At 35.1% G+C, this 20,808-nt stretch carries 22 protein-coding genes and 1 pseudogene; 19 read left to right on the forward strand and 4 right to left on the reverse strand.

What is annotated here, in order from left to right:
• The 17 genes and pseudogenes from H3T80_RS02340 (at position 1) to H3T80_RS02420 (ending at position 16,464) form a co-directional block, all read left to right on the forward strand.
• Complete coding sequence (locus H3T80_RS02340; RefSeq protein WP_110447940.1) at positions 1 to 648, forward strand: hypothetical protein; 648 nt, start codon at positions 1 to 3, stop codon at positions 646 to 648.
• 279 nt (positions 649 to 927) lie between these two features.
• Complete coding sequence (locus tag H3T80_RS02345; RefSeq protein ID WP_181414666.1) at positions 928 to 1,080, forward strand: hypothetical protein; 153 nt, start codon at positions 928 to 930, stop codon at positions 1,078 to 1,080.
• Between the two features lie 294 nt (positions 1,081 to 1,374).
• Complete coding sequence (locus H3T80_RS02350) at positions 1,375 to 1,728, forward strand: antiterminator Q family protein (protein ID WP_086364630.1); 354 nt, start codon at positions 1,375 to 1,377, stop codon at positions 1,726 to 1,728.
• 700 nt (positions 1,729 to 2,428) lie between these two features.
• Entirely contained in the window at positions 2,429 to 2,743 is a 315-nt protein-coding gene (locus H3T80_RS02355) for a phage holin family protein (RefSeq protein WP_086364658.1), read from the forward strand.
• On the forward strand, positions 2,740 to 3,180 hold the full coding sequence (locus tag H3T80_RS02360) for a D-Ala-D-Ala carboxypeptidase family metallohydrolase (RefSeq protein ID WP_198199756.1): 441 nt from the start codon (positions 2,740 to 2,742) through the stop codon (positions 3,178 to 3,180). The genes H3T80_RS02355 and H3T80_RS02360 overlap by 4 nt, the downstream gene beginning before the upstream one ends.
• A complete protein-coding gene (locus tag H3T80_RS02365) occupies positions 3,180 to 3,548 on the forward strand; it encodes a hypothetical protein (RefSeq protein WP_198199758.1) in 369 nt (122 codons plus the stop codon). The genes H3T80_RS02360 and H3T80_RS02365 overlap by 1 nt, the downstream gene beginning before the upstream one ends.
• A 421-nt stretch (positions 3,549 to 3,969) precedes the next feature.
• On the forward strand, positions 3,970 to 4,440 hold the full coding sequence (locus H3T80_RS02370; protein WP_198199761.1) for a phage tail tube protein: 471 nt from the start codon (positions 3,970 to 3,972) through the stop codon (positions 4,438 to 4,440).
• A 17-nt stretch (positions 4,441 to 4,457) separates the two neighbouring features.
• A complete protein-coding gene (locus tag H3T80_RS02375) occupies positions 4,458 to 4,841 on the forward strand; it encodes a phage tail assembly chaperone (RefSeq protein ID WP_198199762.1) in 384 nt (127 codons plus the stop codon).
• Positions 4,842 to 4,960: 119 nt separating this feature from the next.
• Positions 4,961 to 5,134 (forward strand): annotated as a pseudogene (locus H3T80_RS12320) (DUF4035 domain-containing protein); the annotation flags it as partial.
• A gap of 1 nt (position 5,135) precedes the next feature.
• Positions 5,136 to 8,447, forward strand: a complete 3,312-nt coding sequence (locus tag H3T80_RS02385) for a tape measure protein (protein WP_198199764.1) — start codon at positions 5,136 to 5,138, stop codon at positions 8,445 to 8,447.
• A gap of 137 nt (positions 8,448 to 8,584) precedes the next feature.
• Positions 8,585 to 8,830: a hypothetical protein gene (locus tag H3T80_RS02390; RefSeq protein ID WP_198199766.1), complete on the forward strand. Its 246-nt coding sequence runs from the start codon at positions 8,585 to 8,587 to the stop codon at positions 8,828 to 8,830.
• Between the two features lie 193 nt (positions 8,831 to 9,023).
• Positions 9,024 to 9,368, forward strand: coding sequence for a phage tail protein (locus H3T80_RS02395; RefSeq protein ID WP_198199768.1), 345 nt, complete (start codon positions 9,024 to 9,026; stop codon positions 9,366 to 9,368).
• A complete protein-coding gene (locus H3T80_RS02400; protein WP_198199769.1) occupies positions 9,365 to 10,069 on the forward strand; it encodes a phage minor tail protein L in 705 nt (234 codons plus the stop codon). Before H3T80_RS02395 ends, H3T80_RS02400 begins: the two co-directional genes overlap by 4 nt.
• 6 nt (positions 10,070 to 10,075) lie before the next feature.
• On the forward strand, positions 10,076 to 10,795 hold the full coding sequence (locus H3T80_RS02405; protein ID WP_232350078.1) for a C40 family peptidase: 720 nt from the start codon (positions 10,076 to 10,078) through the stop codon (positions 10,793 to 10,795).
• Positions 10,792 to 11,295: a hypothetical protein gene (locus H3T80_RS02410; RefSeq protein ID WP_232350079.1), complete on the forward strand. Its 504-nt coding sequence runs from the start codon at positions 10,792 to 10,794 to the stop codon at positions 11,293 to 11,295. Before H3T80_RS02405 ends, H3T80_RS02410 begins: the two co-directional genes overlap by 4 nt.
• Complete coding sequence (locus tag H3T80_RS02415) at positions 11,288 to 14,533, forward strand: phage tail protein (RefSeq protein ID WP_198199771.1); 3,246 nt, start codon at positions 11,288 to 11,290, stop codon at positions 14,531 to 14,533. Before H3T80_RS02410 ends, H3T80_RS02415 begins: the two co-directional genes overlap by 8 nt.
• Before the next feature lie 23 nt (positions 14,534 to 14,556).
• A complete protein-coding gene (locus H3T80_RS02420) occupies positions 14,557 to 16,464 on the forward strand; it encodes a prophage tail fiber N-terminal domain-containing protein (RefSeq protein WP_198199772.1) in 1,908 nt (635 codons plus the stop codon).
• On the opposite strand, the gene H3T80_RS02425 is transcribed toward H3T80_RS02420, so the two are convergent.
• Complete coding sequence (locus tag H3T80_RS02425; protein ID WP_198199773.1) at positions 16,461 to 16,691, reverse strand: hypothetical protein; 231 nt, start codon at positions 16,689 to 16,691, stop codon at positions 16,461 to 16,463. The two genes, H3T80_RS02420 and H3T80_RS02425, sit on opposite strands and share 4 nt — an antisense overlap.
• Before the next feature lie 57 nt (positions 16,692 to 16,748).
• Between H3T80_RS02425 and H3T80_RS02430 the strand changes: the two genes are divergently transcribed.
• Positions 16,749 to 17,279, forward strand: coding sequence for a tail fiber assembly protein (locus H3T80_RS02430; protein WP_198199775.1), 531 nt, complete (start codon positions 16,749 to 16,751; stop codon positions 17,277 to 17,279).
• A gap of 23 nt (positions 17,280 to 17,302) precedes the next feature.
• Here H3T80_RS02430 and H3T80_RS02435 read toward each other — a convergent pair whose 3' ends face one another.
• Positions 17,303 to 18,184: a tyrosine-type recombinase/integrase gene (locus H3T80_RS02435; RefSeq protein ID WP_198199777.1), complete on the reverse strand. Its 882-nt coding sequence runs from the start codon at positions 18,182 to 18,184 to the stop codon at positions 17,303 to 17,305.
• A 29-nt stretch (positions 18,185 to 18,213) separates the two neighbouring features.
• Entirely contained in the window at positions 18,214 to 18,438 is a 225-nt protein-coding gene (locus tag H3T80_RS02440) for a hypothetical protein (RefSeq protein ID WP_198199778.1), read from the reverse strand.
• Positions 18,439 to 18,593: 155 nt separating this feature from the next.
• Between H3T80_RS02440 and H3T80_RS02445 the strand changes: the two genes are divergently transcribed.
• Positions 18,594 to 19,136 (forward strand): hypothetical protein, encoded by a 543-nt coding sequence (locus H3T80_RS02445; RefSeq protein ID WP_198199779.1) that lies wholly within the window; start codon positions 18,594 to 18,596, stop codon positions 19,134 to 19,136.
• A 511-nt stretch (positions 19,137 to 19,647) separates the two neighbouring features.
• Here the strand turns inward: H3T80_RS02445 and H3T80_RS02450 are convergent.
• Positions 19,648 to 20,802, reverse strand: a complete 1,155-nt coding sequence (locus tag H3T80_RS02450; RefSeq protein WP_198199780.1) for an MFS transporter — start codon at positions 20,800 to 20,802, stop codon at positions 19,648 to 19,650.
• Positions 20,803 to 20,808 lie beyond the last annotated feature (6 nt).

The following is a 20,808-nucleotide window of genomic DNA, read 5'->3' on the forward strand; positions in this document are numbered from 1 at the left end:
ATGGCAAAAATTACAGATGAGTTTTTAGCTGTTATTGGTGGATTGCTTGAGCTTTATGGTCAACAAGCAAGCACTACCAAAGTTAATATTTACTGGTCAACAGTAGGGCAATATCCGATTGAATCATTGCGTAAAGCCGCTAATGTTTGGGTTCGTAAAAGTGAATTTATGCCAAAACCGGCTGATTTGATTAAATTAATGGGTGGAGCTGGTAATCATTTATCTCCAGATGAAGCCTGGTCAATAGCGATACTTGCAAGCGATGAAACTAACACTGTTGTATGGACAAACGAAATAGCCAAAGCATGGTCTCAGGCGGAAATTGTTTATTGTAATGGTGACAAAATCGGTGCTAGACGAACATTTATTGAGGCTTACGAGCGATTAGTAAATGAATCAATGATGTATTGCCGTCCTATAGAGTTCTTTGTATCTCTTGGTAATGATAAATCAAGGCGAGTTGACGCTATTAATCACGCTGTATTTACCGGTTTATTAACTAAAGAAAGGGCTAATTATTATCTGCCGAAACCAGAAAATACTATTTCCATGATCGAGTATAAATACGAACAAAGCGTATCTGATAAGAGCATGTCACACATCGCCAACATTAAACAAATGTTAAAAACAGGTTATGTCAGTATTTAATCAAGATTCACAGTTGGCAAGACAAATGTTAATCAAATTATTAATTATTGTGAATAGTATTATTGGCCGATCAAAAGTAGGTGTTAGCTGTTTGCTTATATCGACATTGTTATTTATTAAAGATAAATCAAGGAATAAAAAAATTATCTCAAAACTGATTTGATCAGCTCAACCATTCAGAGAGAAAAGAGTATTAAGTTTGTTAATGATGGAGCAGTGATCATTAATTTTTAACAAAAAAATAGTAAATGAATTATCAAGAGAAGAGGAAAAATAAAAATGAAACAATTGGAAAAAATAGATCATCTTATAGCTGAAATTGAGAATCAATTAGCACAATTATATGAACAACGTAGAGAAAAAATAAACAGATTTGATTTAAATAAGGTGAAAGATGCCGACAAGAAACAAATTAATTCCGACAGGATTTAGATGCCCAGAGTGTAAAGGGGATTGTTTATATAACATGGATATAAATTTATTTGTTTGTGCAAGGAAGTTAACAACAGTAAATGGTGATATGGATGCTTCTTGCGGTAAATTTTACCTGAACAGAGAAAAATATAAATCATGAGCAAACTAATTAAATTAATAAAAAAACACGTTAAGTTAATTATGTAACTGAATTTATGAGGTTAACAAATACTAAAAATATTATGAGAGCTAGTTATATTTTAATTAAAAACAGTAGTATTGACATTTATATAAGAGAATCAGAGGTGCGCAGTGAGAGAAACTAAAGATATTTTAATTGCATGGAAAAATACACGTATTTTAAAGCGAATAGGTACTGAATATCCGTCAAAATCATCAGGTTTTGCTGGTGCGTCCAACGATTTCGATTATCGTCAGTATTTAACTGAAGAAGAAGTAGAAGTTGTTGATAATGCGGTTTTAACACTTAGAGCTGATAATATAGAATATTGGGCAATATTGACGTCTTTTTACCTTCGCGGAATATCATGCAGCAAACAAGCAAAACTTTTAGGTAAGCAAACAACTGAAATTACAAAAATATTACTTGCTGCAGAATGTTTTATACGTGGTCATATTATCCAATTATTTTCAAAAACAGCATAATGTTTAACGTAGAGAAAAATATTTTAATTTTTAAACATCTAAGACTTGACTATTTAAACGTTTAAATGCATAATATGTAAACAATGCAGTTTAATGTGCATTAAACAAAAAGCCCAAATTAATATTTGGGCTTTTTTATACTATATCATTCAACTTTTATATTGATTGACAGGTAATTGTTCTCAAAGAGTTATTCTATATATTAGTTAAATTACATCAAAATGTCTGTTTTTTCCCACCTGAATATCTAATTAATGATATTAAATCGTTATGAGTTTATTGCTTGAAAAGTTCGTAATAAAGCTTTTGAGTAAACTATATACAAACACATGCAGTATTCATAAATAATGCAAATATGAAAAATACCGAAATCGCTAGTAGAATACATTCCGCGTATTGAAAAGCGAGATAATCTAGACCAAAAATTTGAATGCTTGCGAAACGCTGGGAAAAGAAACCTTTTAAAAGATAAAATTAATTTATATTTTAATTCTTTAAAATGTAATTTATTACTTTATAAACTATCTGAAAAGATAATTTTTTGATGAACCTTTTCAATAAATCAGCCGTTTAATTGCTTTTTTATCAAATCCTCAATTCTGCGGTTTCACAGTATCGACAACAAAGTTAATCACAATTACAACAAAAGATTACTTTTACGCTGTCATTTCAATTAATTGCCTCAAAATGGAGGCTTTCTATGAAGATTAAACATATGCAAAACAGTGATCCTACGAATTGGCTATATTGGCTAATGACATTAGGTATGGCTGCTCTAGGCTCTATTGCGAAAACTGCATTTGATATCATTAACGGTAAAGCAGTAGGGATAAAGATAGCTATATGCCAATTAATTGTTTCTATGTTTGCCGGCGCACTGACTATTTTATTATCAATAGCACTACAGTTTAGTGCTGAATTCACAGGATGTATGGCAGGCTCTGCGGGGTGGTTGGGTGCAGAGATGATCAAAGTCATTGCCGAACGAATGAAAAGGAGTGCTGGAGAACAATGAAACTAACAGAACATTTTACACTTGAAGAATTTACCCGTTCAAACATTGCAAGCAGATTAAGAATAGATAATCGAGTGCCAGATGAGTTAATGGCAAATATTCAACTGACAGCTAACAAATTAGAGTTAGTTAGAAAAGTGCTAGGTTTTCCAATAAGGATTACTTCTGGTTATCGTTGCCCGTTATTAAATGCCCGGGTGGGTGGCGTATCAACTAGCGCTCATACCAAAGGCTTGGCTGTTGATTTCCATTGTGCTTATGGCACACCTAAAGAAATTTGCCAGCGTTTAATTGATACCGGTGTTCAGTTTGATAAGTTAATCCAGGAACATAACCAATGGGTGCATATCGGTTTTAGCCCAAACTATAATCGACAAATTGTTTTAACAGCAATCAAAAATAGCGGTAAAACGGTTTACGTGAATGGGATAGTCTAATGGATAAATTAAAAAAAATTTATAAGCTATCTCTGATAGCATTATTGATTATCGTCATATTTAGCATTTATTTTGCTTATCAATGTTTTGAAGATGAACAAACTGCAAAACAGCAAATGACTGAATTATCATCTCAGATGCAACAATTGCAACAAAAAATTATTAAAAATAATCAGATTATTACTGACAACGAGTTATCAAAACATGAACTAGAAAATCAATCTATTTCACGTCAGGAGCAAATCAATGAACAACTCAAAGATAATGATTGTGCTAATCGGCTTATTCCTATGCCTATCTCTGGCAGCATGTACAACAGAGCGAAAAGTTTACGTGAGTCAGCCAATCCCAGCAAATCTACTCAGTGATTGCTTGCCCAAACTACCGCCTGAAAAAATGACATTCGGTGACAGTGTGAAATATAACGAACATCTCTTGAATGTTATTGAAAGATGCAATCAAGATAAAAGAGCAATAAAAAAAATAATTAGCGTAATCAATTAAATAGAGCTTAGTTTTTAACTTTCACTCTATACAAATAAACCATGTTTATATAATTTAACTGTTTGATTTTCATAATGATATTTATAGATTTTTAATCTATAGGAAAGACAGATCTAATAATATACTAATAACAATTGAAACCTTTCAATGTTAAAAGTCACCCTAACTACGAATTAAATATATAGCCTATAGATCATAATTAGAGCTATACCTTTAATAATCAGTAAGTAAAAATTAACCTATTTGCCGCTTAATTGCGGTTTTTTTATTTTTGGAGAAACTAACATGACTGAAGTACAAAAATCACAAAGCGAATATACCAAAACTAGAGATATCGGTGTATTTATTAGTAAAGATCCTTCAACAAAATTCATCACTGATACCACCCCAAAATTAAGTTTGGAGTGTACGGTAACCGACTATTCCATGACATCACCAGAAGGTGAAGAGATTGATGTCTCAACACTTTCTTCTCGTACCAAAGAAACCATTAGTGGATTACCGGCTGAACCAACGGTATCAATGAACGTTAATTTTGTTATAGCAAATGATGGTCAAAAAGCTTTAAGAGAATCATATGAGTCAGGTAATAATTACGCATTTAAAATCCAACATGAGGATGGTAGTTCAGTTGACTGGATTGCGCGCGTTACCAATTTTGAGTTTAAAGGCGAAAAGAATGGTATTTTAACTGGTTCATTTGCATTCAAAGTAAAAGGCTCATTTGTGTTTAACGAACCGACTCCAACTAATTAATTTGTGGAGAAATAATAATGAATCTAAAAAAAATTATCACAGCTAAAAATTCAGGCTTTCGCATTAAAGAGTTTCAGGTAGCAGAATGGAATACGACAATTTGTGTTCGAGAACCGTTACATATTGATTTTTATCGTTATGTAAAAACCATTGAAAAAACGTCAAAAGATGACTCATTAACAGAGCAAGAAAAAGATTTACTAAATATCAAAGCTGAAACTTTATTATTTGCTGCAACCGTAATTGATAAAAACGGTAATCTTATTTTCAATAATAATGACAGTAAAGAAATGGAGGCGTTAGTAGAAAGTTATGGTCCTGTTCATACTCGAGTACTGAATAAAGCCCTCGAATTGATAGAGTTAAATAACGATCCTCTCAAAGAGGCTGAAAAAAAGTAGAAAATGAACCAGAGCTTTTCTTTAAATTAAAGCTAGCATTAAGGCTTGGTAAAACGCTAGCTGAACTTGAGCAATCACTTTCAGCTAGTGAATTTTACTACTGGGTCGCATTTGATAAATTAAATCCTATCAGTGACGAGCGAAATGACTGGCATGCAGCTCAAATTTCTTCATCTATATACCGCTCACAAGGTGGAAAAGTTTCTTTCGACGACTGTTTAATTAAATTTAGAGAAGAGAAAAAGCAACCAGTCACTTTATTCGACGCATTATCTAACTTAATTGGAAAATAATATGGTTATACCGCGAGAATTGGTGATACAACTCAGTGCAAATTCAGCATCGTATCAACGAGAAATTAAAAGAGCAACCCGTCTTGGTAATGATTATTACAAAACAATGGAGAAATATTCACGGCGTTTTGATCAATACATTGCTAACAATAAGAAATCAATTCAAGCAATCAATGAGCATTTAAGTAAGTTAAAGATTTCAGCGTCCGATATGACCAAAACATTTGGGGTTAATTTTTCAATTACCGGTATTTTGAAAATGGCCGATGACTATGGGAAAATGGCCAATCGCGTCAAAATGGCAATAAGTTCAGTTGGCGGATCTGCTGATGATTATCAATTAGTTCAAGATAGGTTACTTGCAATAAGTAACAGAAATGGTAAAGCGATTTCAGATTCCCAAAAGTTATATATTGCGACTGCTTCATCAATGTCTGATTTAGGTTACAGTACTAATGAAACGGTCGATTTTATCGAGGCGATGTCAAACAGTTATAAAATAAATGCGACATCAGCAACTGAGGTATCGACAAGTATAAATGCAATCAATGAATCACTGCTTACGGGTAAAGTAAGCAGTGGTGATTTTAAAAAAATATTGTCATCAACATCAAATGTTGTTACTGCATTATCTGACTCCATGGGCGAATCTGAAGCTACCATTATCCAACTCGGTATGTCTGGTGAAATTTCAATGCGTCAATTTTCTGATGCGATGATTAAGGCCAAGGATGAAACGGGTAAAATGGCAGATGCCATGGGTGATACTCTTCAAGGTGGCTTTAATGCAATATCTAATGATTTTGGAGAATTAGTTAACGAATTAAATAATAGTCTTGGATTAACTAATAATATATCGAAAGCTTTAAAAATTTTAGCTGATAATATTGGATTAGTTTCGGTAGCTGGAGCGGCAGTTGTATCGGCCAAATTTAGCAATTATCTAAATGGCGTATACTCGTCAGTAAAAACTCTTTCAGTTGAAATAGTAGATCACATTAATAAAACTAGAAATCTTGCATTAGCTCAAAAACATCTTGCTGAGTCCGAACTGCAAAAAATAGCAGTTGAAAAACAATCTATTGCAAGCACAAAACAGGCGACAATCGCTAGATTGCAAAACATTTCCGGTATTAGTTCTAGCATGCATGTACGTAGAGCTGTTTTAGCACTTGAAGCTCAAGAAATTGCTCTAACTGAAAGGGAAACACAGGCTAAAAATGGACTTAGGGCAGCAAATGAGAGACTTAAGTTATCAAGTAGCGCAATGACTATTTTAACTCGTGCTGGTAGTACCTTGTTAGGAGTACTTGGTGGTCCATTAGGACTAGCGATGACAGCCATAGCTGTTGGGACGGCTTTTTTCTCAATGAGAGATGGCGCGGATAGTGCTAAAAAACCAATCGAAGATCTGCAATTACCTGTTGATCAATTGATTGCAAAATACAAGGAACTTGATAAAGCACGTCAAGCCGTGTATAAAAATGACACCAATTCAAACGTTAAAGATAAAGAAAAAGAAGTTGATGAAAATATCTCTGTTCTTAAAGAAGATTTGACAAAAGCATTATCTAAATTTGAGCCAACTGGACATGATTACCCTAAGGTTCAAAGTGTATTACCTTCTGAAAACGCAGAAGCAATTGATGCATATATAGAAAAAATAACAACTTTGTATGACCAAGTTAAAAATGGAACATTGCTAGATCATGGTTTTGGTGAAGAGTTATATGAAGCTAACAATCAATTAAATGTAGCGACACTTAATAATGAACAGTTTGGATCATCATTAGTCCAATTGACAAGTAAATTACTAAACAATGTAAATGTATTAGCTCAGGAAAAAGAAAAGCTAGACGCTATGAATAAAGCGTCAGAAGCTGCTAATAATGGTGTAAAACAGCTTGACCTAGTTGATTTTCCTAACCTTGATAGCCAACTAGCTATATTAAACCAGGAACTTAATGAAAACCAAAAGAAAACAAAATTATCTGCGGAACAGGCTTATATATTAGCGGGTTTACAAAAAGCAGCAGGTAATGCAGCACTGGCACATTCAGAAGACCTTATTGCTTTAGTGACCAATCAGAAACTATCAGCAGAAATGTCAACTGAATTAGCCGGAAAGTTGAACGCGTATATGGAGAAGTTACGCGAAAGTTATAAAAAACAGGGAAAATTAAACTACAATAGTGTTGGTGAAAATCCAACCAATCTTTATCAATCCCAACTAGATAAACTTAACGGTCAAATCAATGCCTACACTGATATCACAGAACTGCAAAAACTCAGACGCCAGTTAGCAGAGGGCGAATTAAGTAAATTATCTGAAATTCAGAAAAAGACGCTTGAAACTAAAGCTGTTGAACTTGATCAACTTAATGCCCAAAAAGAATACAAATCTATTCTTGATTCAATGCGTAGTCCTACCGAACAACAATTTGATAGTTACAAACAAAATCTGTCAGTTCTTGAAAAAAGTAACGTTTCCTTGAAAGAACGTGAAGAGTTGCTTAAAAAAATGAATCAAAAAATGATCCAATCAGCGCCTACGTTAAGTATTCAAAATTCTTATAATGGACCTGGTAGTGAACTAATCAAAGTTGCTGAAGATGAAAAAAATTTAAAAGATTGGAAGGAACAGCAGATTGCAATTCAAACTGATTTGTTAAATGCAAAATTAATAAATCACCAAGAATATGCAGATGCTGTTGTGAGTATCGAGGAAACTATGCAGAATAAGCAACAAGAGTTGCAATCGGCATATACAATGGCAGCGTTAGGTACATTTTCATCATTAACTGGGTCAATTGCTGAAATGTTTAAACAAACAGCTGGCGAATCATCAGCAGCATATAAAGTGATGTTTTTAGCTAGTAAGGCTTCTGCTATTGCTCAAGCAATTATTAGTACAGAAGTTGCTGCAGCAAAAGCGCTTGAACTTGGCCCTATTTTTGGTATTCCAGCAGTTTCTCTTGTTAGAGGATTAGGTTATGCATCTGTTGGGCTAATTGCTGCTCAAACTATTTCAGGTATGGCGCATAGTGGTATTGATAATATTCCAAGTGAAGGTACTTGGTTATTAGACAAAGGAGAGAGAGTAGTTGATGCGCGCACAAATGCTGATTTAAAAAATTTCCTTGATACATCTAAATCATCTGGCGGCAGTATTACTGTAAATGTACCAGTCAATGTTGGCGGAGGTGATATTAGCGAGGAGGACGGCAAAGAAATCGGTATACTGATAAAACAATCTGTGTTATCAATACTAGATGAGCAAACTCGACCAGGCGGTAAATTAAATCGTCGTTGATTTAAGAACTAAAATTTCATACCATTTATTAAATTTATTAAATAAGGAAATGGAATGAAAAAGATAATTTATATTGGGTTGATTGGGTTATTTTTGACTGGTTGTGGTAAAAAACTTGTCCACGTGTAGTAGAAGCTTTGAATCAAGCTCAATATATAGTCAAATCAAGATTAAAATCACCTTCTACAGCAAATTTTCCATATCCAGCAGATAGAGATTTAATTGGCGTCGGCGAGCTGGAAGGGGTATGCCATTATTATATTGGTGGAGACGTTGATGCTCAAAATAGCTTTGGTGGGATTGTTAGAAATCATTATTCAATGAACCTTATGTACAATATATCTACTGAAAGATGGGGTTACGAAAATTTAGAAATAAAATAAGATTAAAAGATTATTTATTTTATTGATTTTGATCTTGAGTGCGACTAATAAAATGCTTTCGTGAGGGAGTGCGTCCGCTGTCTCGTTGCCGTTTTGAGCTCCTGATCGCCCCACTTAAAATAGGCATGAACTATCGTTTACTGCCACATTGGTAACTAAAATTCGCACAAACCGCCCTAGTGGCGGTTTTTTTATGTCTGGAGAAAATATGGAAACATTTAATTGGGAAGTTGCACCGAGTATGAGCGTAATAGCAGAGCCAAAAGTTAAAATAATCAAATTTGGCGATGGTTATGAGCAACGTATAAAAGATGGAATCAATAATGATTTGCGCACATACAGTGTAACGTTAAATGTGCATCGAGATGATGCACCAGTAATAGATGCATTCCTAACTCGTCAAGGTGGTGTACATGCGTTTAAATGGAGAGAACCAAACACCAATCGATTAATCACAGTTAAATGTCCTAGTTGGTCAACAAACGTTAAAAACACTTCAGTATCAATTACCACAACATTTGAGGAGGTTATCGTATGATACCGCAAAAAATGTTGCTGGATATCGCAAAAATAGAGCAAGATGCTATTGTTGATTTGTATGAAGTTGATCTAACTAAAATCATAGGTAACAAAACAATATTTCGATTTCATAATGGTTTAAATGAACTACGCCGACCTATCACGTGGCAGGGTAACGTGTATGAGCCATACCCAATAAAAGTTGAGGGTTTTGAAAAGAATGGACAAGGCGTAAGCAACCGTCCAACCATGAGTGTTAGTAATGCGATGGGCTTTATCACTGGTCTAATTGTTGATTTTGACGGTTTACTAGGCGCAGTTGTTACTCGTCATGAAGTGCCTATCAAATATCTAGATGCGGTGAATTTTGAGAGCGGTAATCAATATGCCGATCCGTTTTGTGAAATTATTTCAAATTATGTGATTGAGCAGGTAAAACAACAAAACTCAATGGTTGTTACATTTGAATTAGCATTGCCATGCGAGTCTGACGGTGCATTAATTCCTGCCCGTGTAATTATTGCTAACACTTGTAGTTGGATATATCGCTCGTCGGAATGTAGTTATACTGGCGGTGCAGTAGCTGATGAATTCGACAAACCAACAAATGACATCACTAAAGATAAATGTAGTCGATGCTTGACTGGATGTAAACTTCGCTTTGGTCAACACGCTGTCCTTCCTTTTGGTGGTTTCCCAACTGCAGCTAAACTCTCTTAATTAATTATGAAAACACAAATATTTAATCATGCTAAACAATGCGGTGAGGCTGAGTGTTGCGGTTTTGTTATTGATAACAAAATCTACATGCCATGCAATAACATTTCACCTACACCAACCGAAACGTTCGAAATTTCACCTGAGGATTGGATAAAAGCCGAAGAAAAGGGAGAGATTACAGCAGTTGTACACTCTCACCCTTACGGTGAACGCATACTCAGCACGGCAGATCAACTTTTTCAGCAAAAAACAGCCGTCGATTGGTGGCTCGTTTGTGATAACCAAATTCATAAATTCAGATATATGCAACCATTGATTGGTCGTGAGTTTAAACATGCCAAAACTGATTGTTATACCTTGTTTAGAGATGTTTACCATCTTTGCGGTATCGAATTACCCGATTTTGATCGAGAAGATGATTGGTGGCATAACGGGCAAAATCTCTACTTAGATCTACTGCCTAAAAATGGATTTGAGCTAGTAGAGGCAGAGAACCTGCAAGAAGGTGATGTGATCATTATTTGTCTCGGTTCATCGACACCAAATCATGCAGCTATCTATGTCGGAAATCAACAAATCTTACATCACTGTCCAAACCGACTATCTAAACGAGATTTATATGGTGGTTTTTGGCTAGATTATACACATTCAATTTGGAGATATAAAAAATGGCAATTGTCAGGTTTTACGGCAATCTTAAACAATATGGTGATAAGTTCAATATGAACGTTGAAACTGCATCGGAAGCATTGAACGGTTTATATTACCAAATTAAAGGCTTGAAAAAGCAAATCATGGACGGCTTTTTTCGCGTAAGAATTAACGGTGTAGATATGAATGAGGACAATTTACAGTTTGGGCTACATAGCCGAATTCCTCAAAATGCCGTTATTCATATTGTACCCAAAACAGAAGGGGCAAAAGGTGGGGCTTTCAGCTTTATCGCTGGTGCTGTGATGTTTGTTGTTGGGGCTATTTTTTACTGGACGCCAATGGGTTATCCATTGATGGCTGCAGGGATTGGTCTCATGATTGGGGGTGTTGCTATGATGCTAACTAAACTACCTAAAACCGAAAAATTAGCAGACGGCGGTACCAATAAAAACACCTATTTTTCTAATCTGGACAATACGATAGCACAAGGTGCCCCCGTACCACTTTGTTATGGATTAACAAAAATAGGCTCTAAAGTTTTATCACAAGGGTTGGAAACAATAGATGGGTAAAGGTAAAAAAAAAGCGAAAACGCCAAGAGAGGCACAAGATAATTTAAAATCAAATCAGCAACTGAGTATTATTGATTTGCTGTGTGAGGGACAGATAGAGGGACCAGCGAACGGACTACAAAACGTTTTTTTAAACGACACGCCAATTCAAGCGCCAGACGGTTCATATAACTTCAAGGGGGTTGAAATCGAATGGACTTCTGGCACGCAGTCACAAGCACCGCTTGAGAGTTTCCCTGCAACTGAAAACGAAGTTCCAGTTAACCTTGAGGTAAAAGCATCAACTCCTATTGTGCGGACAATTACCGATCCAAATATTGATAGAGTTCGAGTTACGGTTGGTGTGCAGTCATTAAGTTCAACGGACAATAAAGGCAACATCAACCGAACATCGGTATCAATGGCAATTCAAATCGGTACAGGGAACATGTGGGAAACGGTAAAAACTGTTGATTTAATCGATAAAAAAACACGCTCACAGTATTTAACATCGGTTATTTTAGATGATTTACCACCGAAACCGTTTAACATTCGAGTTGTGCGCAGAACGCAAGATAGCACATCATCATTATTAGTTAATAATACGCTGTGGAGTTCGTACACGGAAATCTACGATACTAAATTTTCATATCCAAATACTGCCGTAGTTGGACTAAAATTCGATTCATCGCAATTTAGTGGTGTACCTCGCCGAAACTATTTAATCAAAGGCATGATACTTAAGGTGCCTGACAATTACGACCCTGAGACGAGAGAATATAAAGGTTTTTGGTCAGGAAATTTCAAGCTTGCTTGGACAAATAACCCAGCTTGGATATTTTACGATATTTTGACTAACACACGTTACGGTATGGGTAATCGAATTGGTCAATTCGGTGTTGATAAATTTGCGTTATACACTATCGCTCAATATTGTGACCAGTTAGTGGATGATGGTTTTGGCGGTAAAGAACCACGGTTTACATGCAACTGTTACATTACCGAGCAACGCCAAGCGTATGATGTTATTCATGACCTGTGCTCAATCTTCCGAGCCATGCCAATCTGGGATGGCACACAGTATACAGCAGTGATGGATAGACCAAGTGACCCTGTAGCAATTTATGCAAATGCCAATGTTGTAGAGGGGCAGTTCAACTACACCTCAGCAGCACAAAAGTCACGACACACAGCGGTGCATGTTCGTTATATTGACCCTAATAACAATTGGGAAACAACAACTGAGTACGTTGCTGATGATGAACTAATCAAACGTTTTGGACTGAATGTAGCGCAAATTGATGCGTTTGGTTGTACGTCGAGAGGTCAAGCTCACAGAGTGGGTAAATGGCTAATTCAAACCGAAAAATTGGAAACACAAACCGTCACCTTTTCGATAGGTCGTGAGGGTATTCGTCATTTACCTGGCGATATTATTGGTATTGCTGACAATGATTTTTCTGGTACAACTATCGGTGGACGAATTTTAGAAGCAAATAGTAGCACGATTACGTTAGACCGTGATATTGACATTAAGAACATGAAAAGTGCGTATTTAAGTGTGACTGATACAAATATGCAGCTACAAAAAGTCAAAATTCAAGCGCAAGTTAAACCCAATCAAATTGTTTTGGAGAATAGTGTTAGTGTTGATGAGTATTCTGTCTGGGGCTTATATGACAATAAAATCAAACCTCGATTATATAAAGCAATAGCAATAGCCGAAAACAGTGAAGGCACTTACTCAATCACAGCGTTACAACATGAGCCAAAGAAAGAAGAAATTGTTGATAACGGTGCTAAATTCGAAGCTGAGAGTAATACAATTTTTGGCTGGTCGATTCCACCTGTTGAACAACTACAAGCTGAAATAATCCCCGAATCAGACTTATATCAAGCTCGCTTGTCATGGTCAACACCTCGCACAATTCAAAACTTGAAATTTGAGGTAAAAATCTATCGTGATGATAAATTATTTAGCAGAGAAACGGTTAATGATACTGAGTATTATCTATCGGACCTACAACAAGGTAAATTCAATGCGACCGTGCGAGGAGTAGCAGAAGACGGACGATTGGGCGATGAAACGACTATTGCATTTTCAATATCACCGCCAGCTAAACCATCGGGATTAGTATTAACGCCAAGTGCATTTAATATTGCAATTCGACCTGTTATGACAGCAACATCAAGTCTTGGTACTCAATTCGAATTTTATAAAGGGGCAACACGGGCAGAGGTCGAGGAGCAAACCAACTACTTAGGTCGCGCAATGTCATTAACTGATGTCGATTGTACGCCCGATACCGAATACTGGTACGGTGTGAATGCAGTTAACGTAGTTGGTCGCTCAGAGATGTTCATTGCTAACACTCGGACATTAATTGCTGAAAATGGGGCAGGTGGGTTATTTAGAATTCAAACAGGCGATGGTAGATTCCCTGATAACAACACTGCAACACAAATGTTTTATCGTGAGTTCGGCTTTTATCCTGCCCGTGATACGACATTGATTATCTACTCATTAGGTGGTGACGGAAAGGTCTCGCACTCAGAAGCTCGGCTATACAATGGCGCACAATGGATAGAGCCAAAAATGTTTATAGATGGGGATTTAATCGCAACAGGAACAATGCGTGGTGATAGATTAATTGCTGGTACTGAAATCAAAGCACCGTTAATAACCGGCGGTAAAATGGTTGCTGGTAGCGTTATAAGTGCTGGTAATCCACCTGCTTTTGAATTACTAGAAGATGGAACACTAAACGCAAGACGAGCTAATATATCGGGTAATATTAATGCAAGTTCGGGTCAATTAAGCAATGTTTTGATTAATGAGAATTGTTACATAAAAAAATTAAATGTAGAACAAATCGACGGTGATATTTCGAAGTGCTATATAGTTCCGTCTGGAGGATATATAGAGATTGAAGCATCTTCGTATGGTCGCTATTTAAACGTTATTCCAGTAGTTTGCGCAATAAGCACGTTTCCTACGTTTAGTGCAGTTGAATTGGGTGGCACGATTATTGTAAGTACAGGTAAAGGTAGGTACGCAAGAGCTTATGCTAGCGTTGAAATAGATGGCGTTAAAGTTATCGAAATTAATTTGAATTCTAATTTTAATTCGCAAGTTAGACAAGAATCTTTTGTGAAATATATCCCGAAAGGTGTTAGAACGACTATAAAATACAGTTCTTTTACAACGGGTGATGCAAATACCCCCAGCCAACTTTTTATTATTACAAACAGAGCTTAAACCCGAATTATCTGGAGAAAATTATGGCAAAAATATCAGGAATTTTAACTGATGGTGCAGGACAAATCATTAATGACTGCGCTATTGAACTATATGCAAAAAAAACGACAAGCAATGTGCTAACGCAAACTCAAGCATTTCAAGTCGCAAATAATGGTAGTTACACGATGAACGTATTGCCTTGCGAGTACGATGTTAATTTAATTATTAACGGTTTTCCAAAAAAACGGCTCGGTAGCATCAATGTTTCTTCGGATTCAGCGGATGGCTCATTAAATGATTATTTAATTAATCCAGAAGAAAGCGACTTAACACCTGAATTCTTAAAACAAGTTTTCGATGCTCGTGATGCTGCAAAAAAATCAGCAACACAGGCAGAAAATAGCGCAACAGCAGCTAAAACATCGGAAATTAATGCCCAATCGTCAGCAGATACGGCGAAATTAAATGCTACTAATGCTAGTGTATCTGCATCTTCAGCTAGTAAATCAGCAGCAACAGCTACAGAAGCATCAACTAAAGCAAATACTGCTGCAACTAGCTCAAAAGCATGTGCCGATAATGCCAGCAAATCCGAAACAACAGCCAGCCAATCAGCAATACAGGCAACAAATAGCGCAACAGCAGCTAAAACATCGGAAATTAATGCAAATAATGCAGCAAAAAATGCTAAAACATCAGAAGATAACGCAAAAAAATGGGCGTCTACAATTGATACAACGACGTTAGTTAAAAAAAGTGGCGACACAATGACGGGGCAGCTAATTCTATCAGAATTCGGAATAAAATACAGATATACTGATAGTGAAAATCTAATGGTTTTGAGAACGATCGGCGATAATTACTCTTGCATGTTCTATGATGCAGAAAAAAAACAGTGGCAGAGTAAGCTTGTATATAGCTCGTCAACAAATTCGTGGAATTTTCCATCTATTGACGATGTTAAAATTAACAATAAATCAGTATTGAAAACTGGTGACTATGGAATAGGCTCATTAACTGGTGCACAACTAGATAATCCAGATGAGACATTGTTGGGCGGATGTTATGCAACTCGAACAACATCATTTCCAGAGCTAACAGAATATAAAAATCGGAATGATTCCGCTAGCTTAATTGTTTATCCAGCGTGGACCCCAAAATGGTATGTTGAAAAATTAGCTGTTGTTCAGAGTAAAACGCCTCGAATTTACTATCGTTGTGCAACACCAGAAGGGAAACAATCTTGGTATGAGGCTCTTACGACAGCTAATGCATCTGCTGATGTAGTTGGTGCTTTACCAGCTATCAAAAGTGTAGTAAATGGGGCACCTACCTACTCAGTAGGTGATAATATCCAATTTAAAAAAACACCAACAGTAAATGGGAAATCAGTAATAACAGATTTAACAGGTATTAATAATAAAATTGAATTGATTACAGCTAAATTAAGCACTGTTGGTGATTTTAGACTAATGCCGTTCCGTGCTAACAAACTACCATTTGGATGGTATTTCAGAAACGGGGATAACTATTTGCTAAATTCACCACAGGGAAAAGCTTTGAATGGGTTATCCGATAATTATAAACGTGATCATCAGATAACTATCAAAAATATTAATGGTCAGCAATATATTAATGTGCCATCTGCTTTTGCGTCTGATGGACGGGGTTTTTTTGAACGAGCAGTCGATGGAACTACTCGACAGGTAGGTAGCGTTGAAGATGATGCAATCAGAAACATTTGGGCCAGATATGGCAATTTTATAGTATCGGCATTAGATGCCACAGGAGCATTTAAAATTAATGCAAATGCCGCGCCAGCTTACGAGGGGAATGCTCACGGTTGGCATACTGATATTCTATTTGATGCATCTCGTGTTGTACCTACTGCCAGCGAAAATAGACCGCTCAACGTGGGTATGACTCCTGTTATTTATCTTGGAGTTTAAACTCCAAGATATATCACTGGCGTTAATCCGATATTAAGTGGTTTATTTTCGTTTGAAACGGGATTGTTAACTCTATTGTTATCAAATACATTCCATGCGAGGTTTAACGCTCTATTCTGCTGCGAACCGCTTGCATCAAAAATATAGCGTTCGTCAGCATAAAACATATTATCGATATTATTGCCCGTTTCGTTAAATCCTAAAAAACAACCACTTAACTGACGCATTGAATCCCCTTCAACCGTACCTACCTGTCGAATAGGTAAAAATTAATAGGAAAAACTATGATAAATTATTATTTTGACAATACAAATGAACTAAAACCATATACACATCAATTGGATGCTAATGATGATACATTACCACCAGATAATGCATTGAGAATTGCTCCAGAGTTTAAAAAAGGCTTCCACCCATGCGAATTAAATGGTGAATGGGTACAAGTTGAAGATCATCGTGATAAAACAGTCTATAACATAGAAACTCAGGAATCATCCAGAGTTGCATATCTCGGTTCAATAAAAGAAAAATTTACATTATTAGAGCCATTCAAGTTTAGTCGATGGAACGGCGAAAAATGGGTTTTAGATGAAGAGGAACAAAACGCATTTAAAATAAAACAAAACAAAATGTTAAAAAGCTCATTATTGAATGAAGCTAATGAAAATATATCGATACTACAAGACGCAATTGATCTTGACATATCTGAAAATGGTGATGAAGACAAATTGAAGGCGTGGAAAAAGTACCGAGTTCTATTAAATCGGATTGATGCATCAGATATTAACGTTATTTTTCCTGATAAGCCTTATTGATGGGCTTAGATCTCAATCATAGATCAAACTTTGAGATATCGCCACTCACGCCCACGACTATCATTGTATCTATCTGTCATTGCTTGAGATTTATGGCCAAGTAGTGTCATGGTGTCAATTTTTTGCTCTCGATATAAACGTTCTGATAGTGATCTTATTTCGTGGAAAGTTGTAGGATTTCCTGTCCAATAATCTCTGTTAAAAACTCTATCACGTAACCGTGAAAATTGATTAGTTATGTTATCCAGTTTTACTGGTTCATTATTAATGCTAACTAAATAATCGTTTTTTGATGAGTCAATAATGTCACGTAATGATGTTTTAACTTTCTTACATTCTAATTTCACTGGTAATGCTATTTTTGATCCAGTTTTATATTGATCAATTAGTAAGTGATTTCGTTTCACATTAGATTTTTTCATAACAGCTATATCTGAACGGCGTTGACCAGTCACTAGCGCTAGCATCATAGCTCTATACATAAGATTATTACCTGTTTTATCAGCCTCATTTAATATTTTTTTAAACTCTTTTAATGTCATACGGGAGCGTTTAACTACGACTTTTGGGCATTTAATTGGATCGACAGGATTTTTATCATTCCATCCTTGAGCACAGGCTTCCCTAAACACATCCGTTAAAAGGTGGTACATATTCTTAGCTGAAGGAGCCTTGTCCTGATCTGTATAGATTTTAATAATTTTCGCTATGTCTGGAGGTGTTATTTTTTTTACTAATTGGTTGCCGATTTCTCGACGAATAACCTTAATAAGATAAGCTTTTATTTCTCTGGTTTTTGGTTTTAACTCACGCTCAGCTAAAATTTTGACATATTCGTCTAACCATTGATTAACTGTTTTCGATTTAATATTGTTTGATTTAAATAATTTAGATAATAAAAACATAATACCACTCAAAAAGTAGGTATTTTGCATTAAATTAGAGTTAATCCGCTATTAATTTTTAACACACAGTATTCAATCGCTTCATAAAGCATCACAAAATCAGCGATATCATACATAGTTTTATCATCTTGATAGAACACGTAGTTATGATCGTCTTGACTGTTGATTATATAGCATTCGCCCGTGATTTCGTCATCGTAATCATCGGGCGTCATTCGCACATAAATCGGTATTGTGTATTTTATTGTTATCATGTTATGTAAGATTAGTTAGTTTTATTCATCATAAACTAATATTTTTTGGAGTGTGGATTTGAATTGGGAAGTGGGTCGAAATGTTTATTTTTTTATATACATGCCTAATAATTTGATTAAAATATACTCACCAATACCTTTTAAAGAAGAATTTTATGTCTATTTTTAAAAATCACTTTTCCAAGAAAACTAATGAACTACATGAAAAAAATGGTTTTTATTATGAAAAGGGTTACGATAAGGTTATATTTTCAGAGCCTAGGAAAATAACAGCTTCATTTTCTGAGGAAAAAAAATTATATCGCATTGACGATTTCTGTTTTTTCCAAAATGATATTTGCGTTAGTTATTTTGAGCATATACTAATTGATGAAGAAGAGGCTATTATAACTTTAAATCACTTTGCAGTTGATACTGATTATTTATTTAAACTAAACAAGCGGGACGGAGGTTTTCTTTCTTTAAAAGAATTTGCTAAAGAAATAAAAAAACAACTTCCATTTGTAAATGAAATACGGTTTAATTTGTTCCAAAATGGTACATCTGACAAAATTTGCAATTTTTGTTTATCAAAGAAAAGATGTAACCTATTCAGTAGAATTGGTGCAATTGATATTGATCTGAAAAACAAAGGTCGATGGGGTGATGGTTCTTTTCATTACTTTGCTGTGGCTACATGGCCGAAAAGTAGGTGGTAATAATTTTTTAAATTAACAACAAATATATTTCATAGTAAATTTTTATATTTTTCATCTTAATTGATGCCGTTTGATGTGAAAAGTTGGAAAGTGGATCGCAGAAATTGTGCCGTATTTGTGCCGTAAAATCTGTAAAAATCTGTAAAAAATAGTGAACAAATATACAGCAATAAGGGCTGCTAACCTCTTTAATTATTTGTTTTTTAATAATTTAAATTTAATTCAATAAAGCTATAAAAGCGACTCATAATCGATTGGTCACTGGTTCAAGTCCAGTAGGATTATTATCTTTTGAATTGATATTAATTGTTTTCAAGATTATTTCTTATTTTATGGAGAAATTTTTGCTATTTTAATTTACTTAACCAACTGAAATGTAAACAATTCTATTTCTGACGGCCAGTTTTTATTAAATCTCATTCGAGATCTCGCTTAAAAAATATAATTTTTTTATCTGCTCATAATCTTCTAAGAAATCTTTTGTTACATTAAATCTAACATTTACTATCTATCATTTTTTATTAAGTAATATAAGTTGTACTAAAGCAATAAAGATACAAATTGAGATGAATAGAATTAGGGTGTTAGACTTAAAAATAATAGGCAAAAATGCCCCCAAACTTGCACCAATGAAGAGAATACAAGTATACAGAGATGTTGCAATGCCTCTGTCCTCAATTGCTGATTGAGTGGCTACACAGGTAATCATCGATGGGACAGCGTAAGCAAGTGCAATGATAAATATCAAATGACTAATGAAAAGTAAGTAAATGTTCTTTAACTGATCATTTAAATAAAGATAATGTATAAGAAGAGAACTTGCCATTAAAAAAAGACTTAAAGTAAGGACATAAACTGGCTTAATATATCTGAATAGATAACTTGCGGTAAGACTAAATAGCATCGCAACAAGGCCAATCTTTCTTAGTGTCGGGATGTATTCGGCAATATTATTACTTGGTAGAATGGAATAAAGTGTGACAAAACTTAATAAAACAATTAAAGCACATAAATAAATCGGAAATAATTTTCTGCTAAATAAAACTCGCGCTAATTGCTTGAATATTGAAAATAGTGAAGCTTTCATATTACTAGAATTTTCTTGGTGAGTTTTTTTAGGAGTTTGATAGAAAAATAACAGCGAACCAAAAATATAGATGGCCATTAAAATCCACATAGCTGGATAAAGAGAATTTGTGATCATCAAAGAGCCGAACCACTGCCCAATAATACCAGCTAACAGAAAAGCACAACTAATAATTGATACAGCCTTAGACTTCGATGGTTCCGATAGATTTAACGTAATCCAAGCAATTGCCACAGGCGGATACGATGCAGCACAAAATCCTTGGAGTGTTCGACAAATAAGTAACCAATAATAGTTAGTAATAAACGGCATAATGAAACTAATTGTTGCTAATAGCAATAACCCTATGGATAAAGTACGTTCTTTTCCTATTCGATCGGATAAGCCACCCCAGATAATAAATCCAATTGCATAAAAAATAGCGAATAAAGATGTCAGTAAGCCAATGTTATTTAAAGTTGCCCCTTTTATGAAAAGTACTAAATCAGAATAAACGGGAATAAGTATATATAACTGAGTTACTACCGATAGGGCGATAATGGGTACAAAGAAAGTTCCTGTTAATAATTTATATTTCACTATTTT

Origin of the sequence: Gilliamella sp. W8145, from assembly GCF_016101145.1 — a bacterium.
Classification (GTDB): Bacteria; Pseudomonadota; Gammaproteobacteria; order Enterobacterales; family Orbaceae; genus Gilliamella; species Gilliamella apis_A.

Bases quoted from the DNA above. Each gene is read 5' to 3' on its own strand.
- H3T80_RS02340 (WP_110447940.1), top strand. From the start codon at position 1: ATGGCAAAAATTACAGATGAGTTTTTAGCTGTTATTGGTGGATTGCTT.
- H3T80_RS02345 (WP_181414666.1), top strand. From the start codon at position 928: ATGAAACAATTGGAAAAAATAGATCATCTTATAGCTGAAATTGAGAAT.
- H3T80_RS02355 (WP_086364658.1), top strand. From the start codon at position 2,429: ATGAAGATTAAACATATGCAAAACAGTGATCCTACGAATTGGCTATAT.
- H3T80_RS02360 (WP_198199756.1), top strand. From the start codon at position 2,740: ATGAAACTAACAGAACATTTTACACTTGAAGAATTTACCCGTTCAAAC.
- H3T80_RS02365 (WP_198199758.1), top strand. From the start codon at position 3,180: ATGGATAAATTAAAAAAAATTTATAAGCTATCTCTGATAGCATTATTG.
- H3T80_RS02370 (WP_198199761.1), top strand. From the start codon at position 3,970: ATGACTGAAGTACAAAAATCACAAAGCGAATATACCAAAACTAGAGAT.
- H3T80_RS02375 (WP_198199762.1), top strand. From the start codon at position 4,458: ATGAATCTAAAAAAAATTATCACAGCTAAAAATTCAGGCTTTCGCATT.
- H3T80_RS02385 (WP_198199764.1), top strand. From the start codon at position 5,136: ATGGTTATACCGCGAGAATTGGTGATACAACTCAGTGCAAATTCAGCA.
- H3T80_RS02395 (WP_198199768.1), top strand. From the start codon at position 9,024: ATGTCTGGAGAAAATATGGAAACATTTAATTGGGAAGTTGCACCGAGT.
- H3T80_RS02400 (WP_198199769.1), top strand. From the start codon at position 9,365: ATGATACCGCAAAAAATGTTGCTGGATATCGCAAAAATAGAGCAAGAT.
- H3T80_RS02405 (WP_232350078.1), top strand. From the start codon at position 10,076: ATGAAAACACAAATATTTAATCATGCTAAACAATGCGGTGAGGCTGAG.
- H3T80_RS02410 (WP_232350079.1), top strand. From the start codon at position 10,792: ATGAACGTTGAAACTGCATCGGAAGCATTGAACGGTTTATATTACCAA.
- H3T80_RS02415 (WP_198199771.1), top strand. From the start codon at position 11,288: ATGGGTAAAGGTAAAAAAAAAGCGAAAACGCCAAGAGAGGCACAAGAT.
- H3T80_RS02420 (WP_198199772.1), top strand. From the start codon at position 14,557: ATGGCAAAAATATCAGGAATTTTAACTGATGGTGCAGGACAAATCATT.
- H3T80_RS02425 (WP_198199773.1), bottom strand. From the start codon at position 16,691: ATGCGTCAGTTAAGTGGTTGTTTTTTAGGATTTAACGAAACGGGCAAT.
- H3T80_RS02430 (WP_198199775.1), top strand. From the start codon at position 16,749: ATGATAAATTATTATTTTGACAATACAAATGAACTAAAACCATATACA.
- H3T80_RS02435 (WP_198199777.1), bottom strand. From the start codon at position 18,184: ATGTTTTTATTATCTAAATTATTTAAATCAAACAATATTAAATCGAAA.
- H3T80_RS02440 (WP_198199778.1), bottom strand. From the start codon at position 18,438: ATGATAACAATAAAATACACAATACCGATTTATGTGCGAATGACGCCC.
- H3T80_RS02445 (WP_198199779.1), top strand. From the start codon at position 18,594: ATGTCTATTTTTAAAAATCACTTTTCCAAGAAAACTAATGAACTACAT.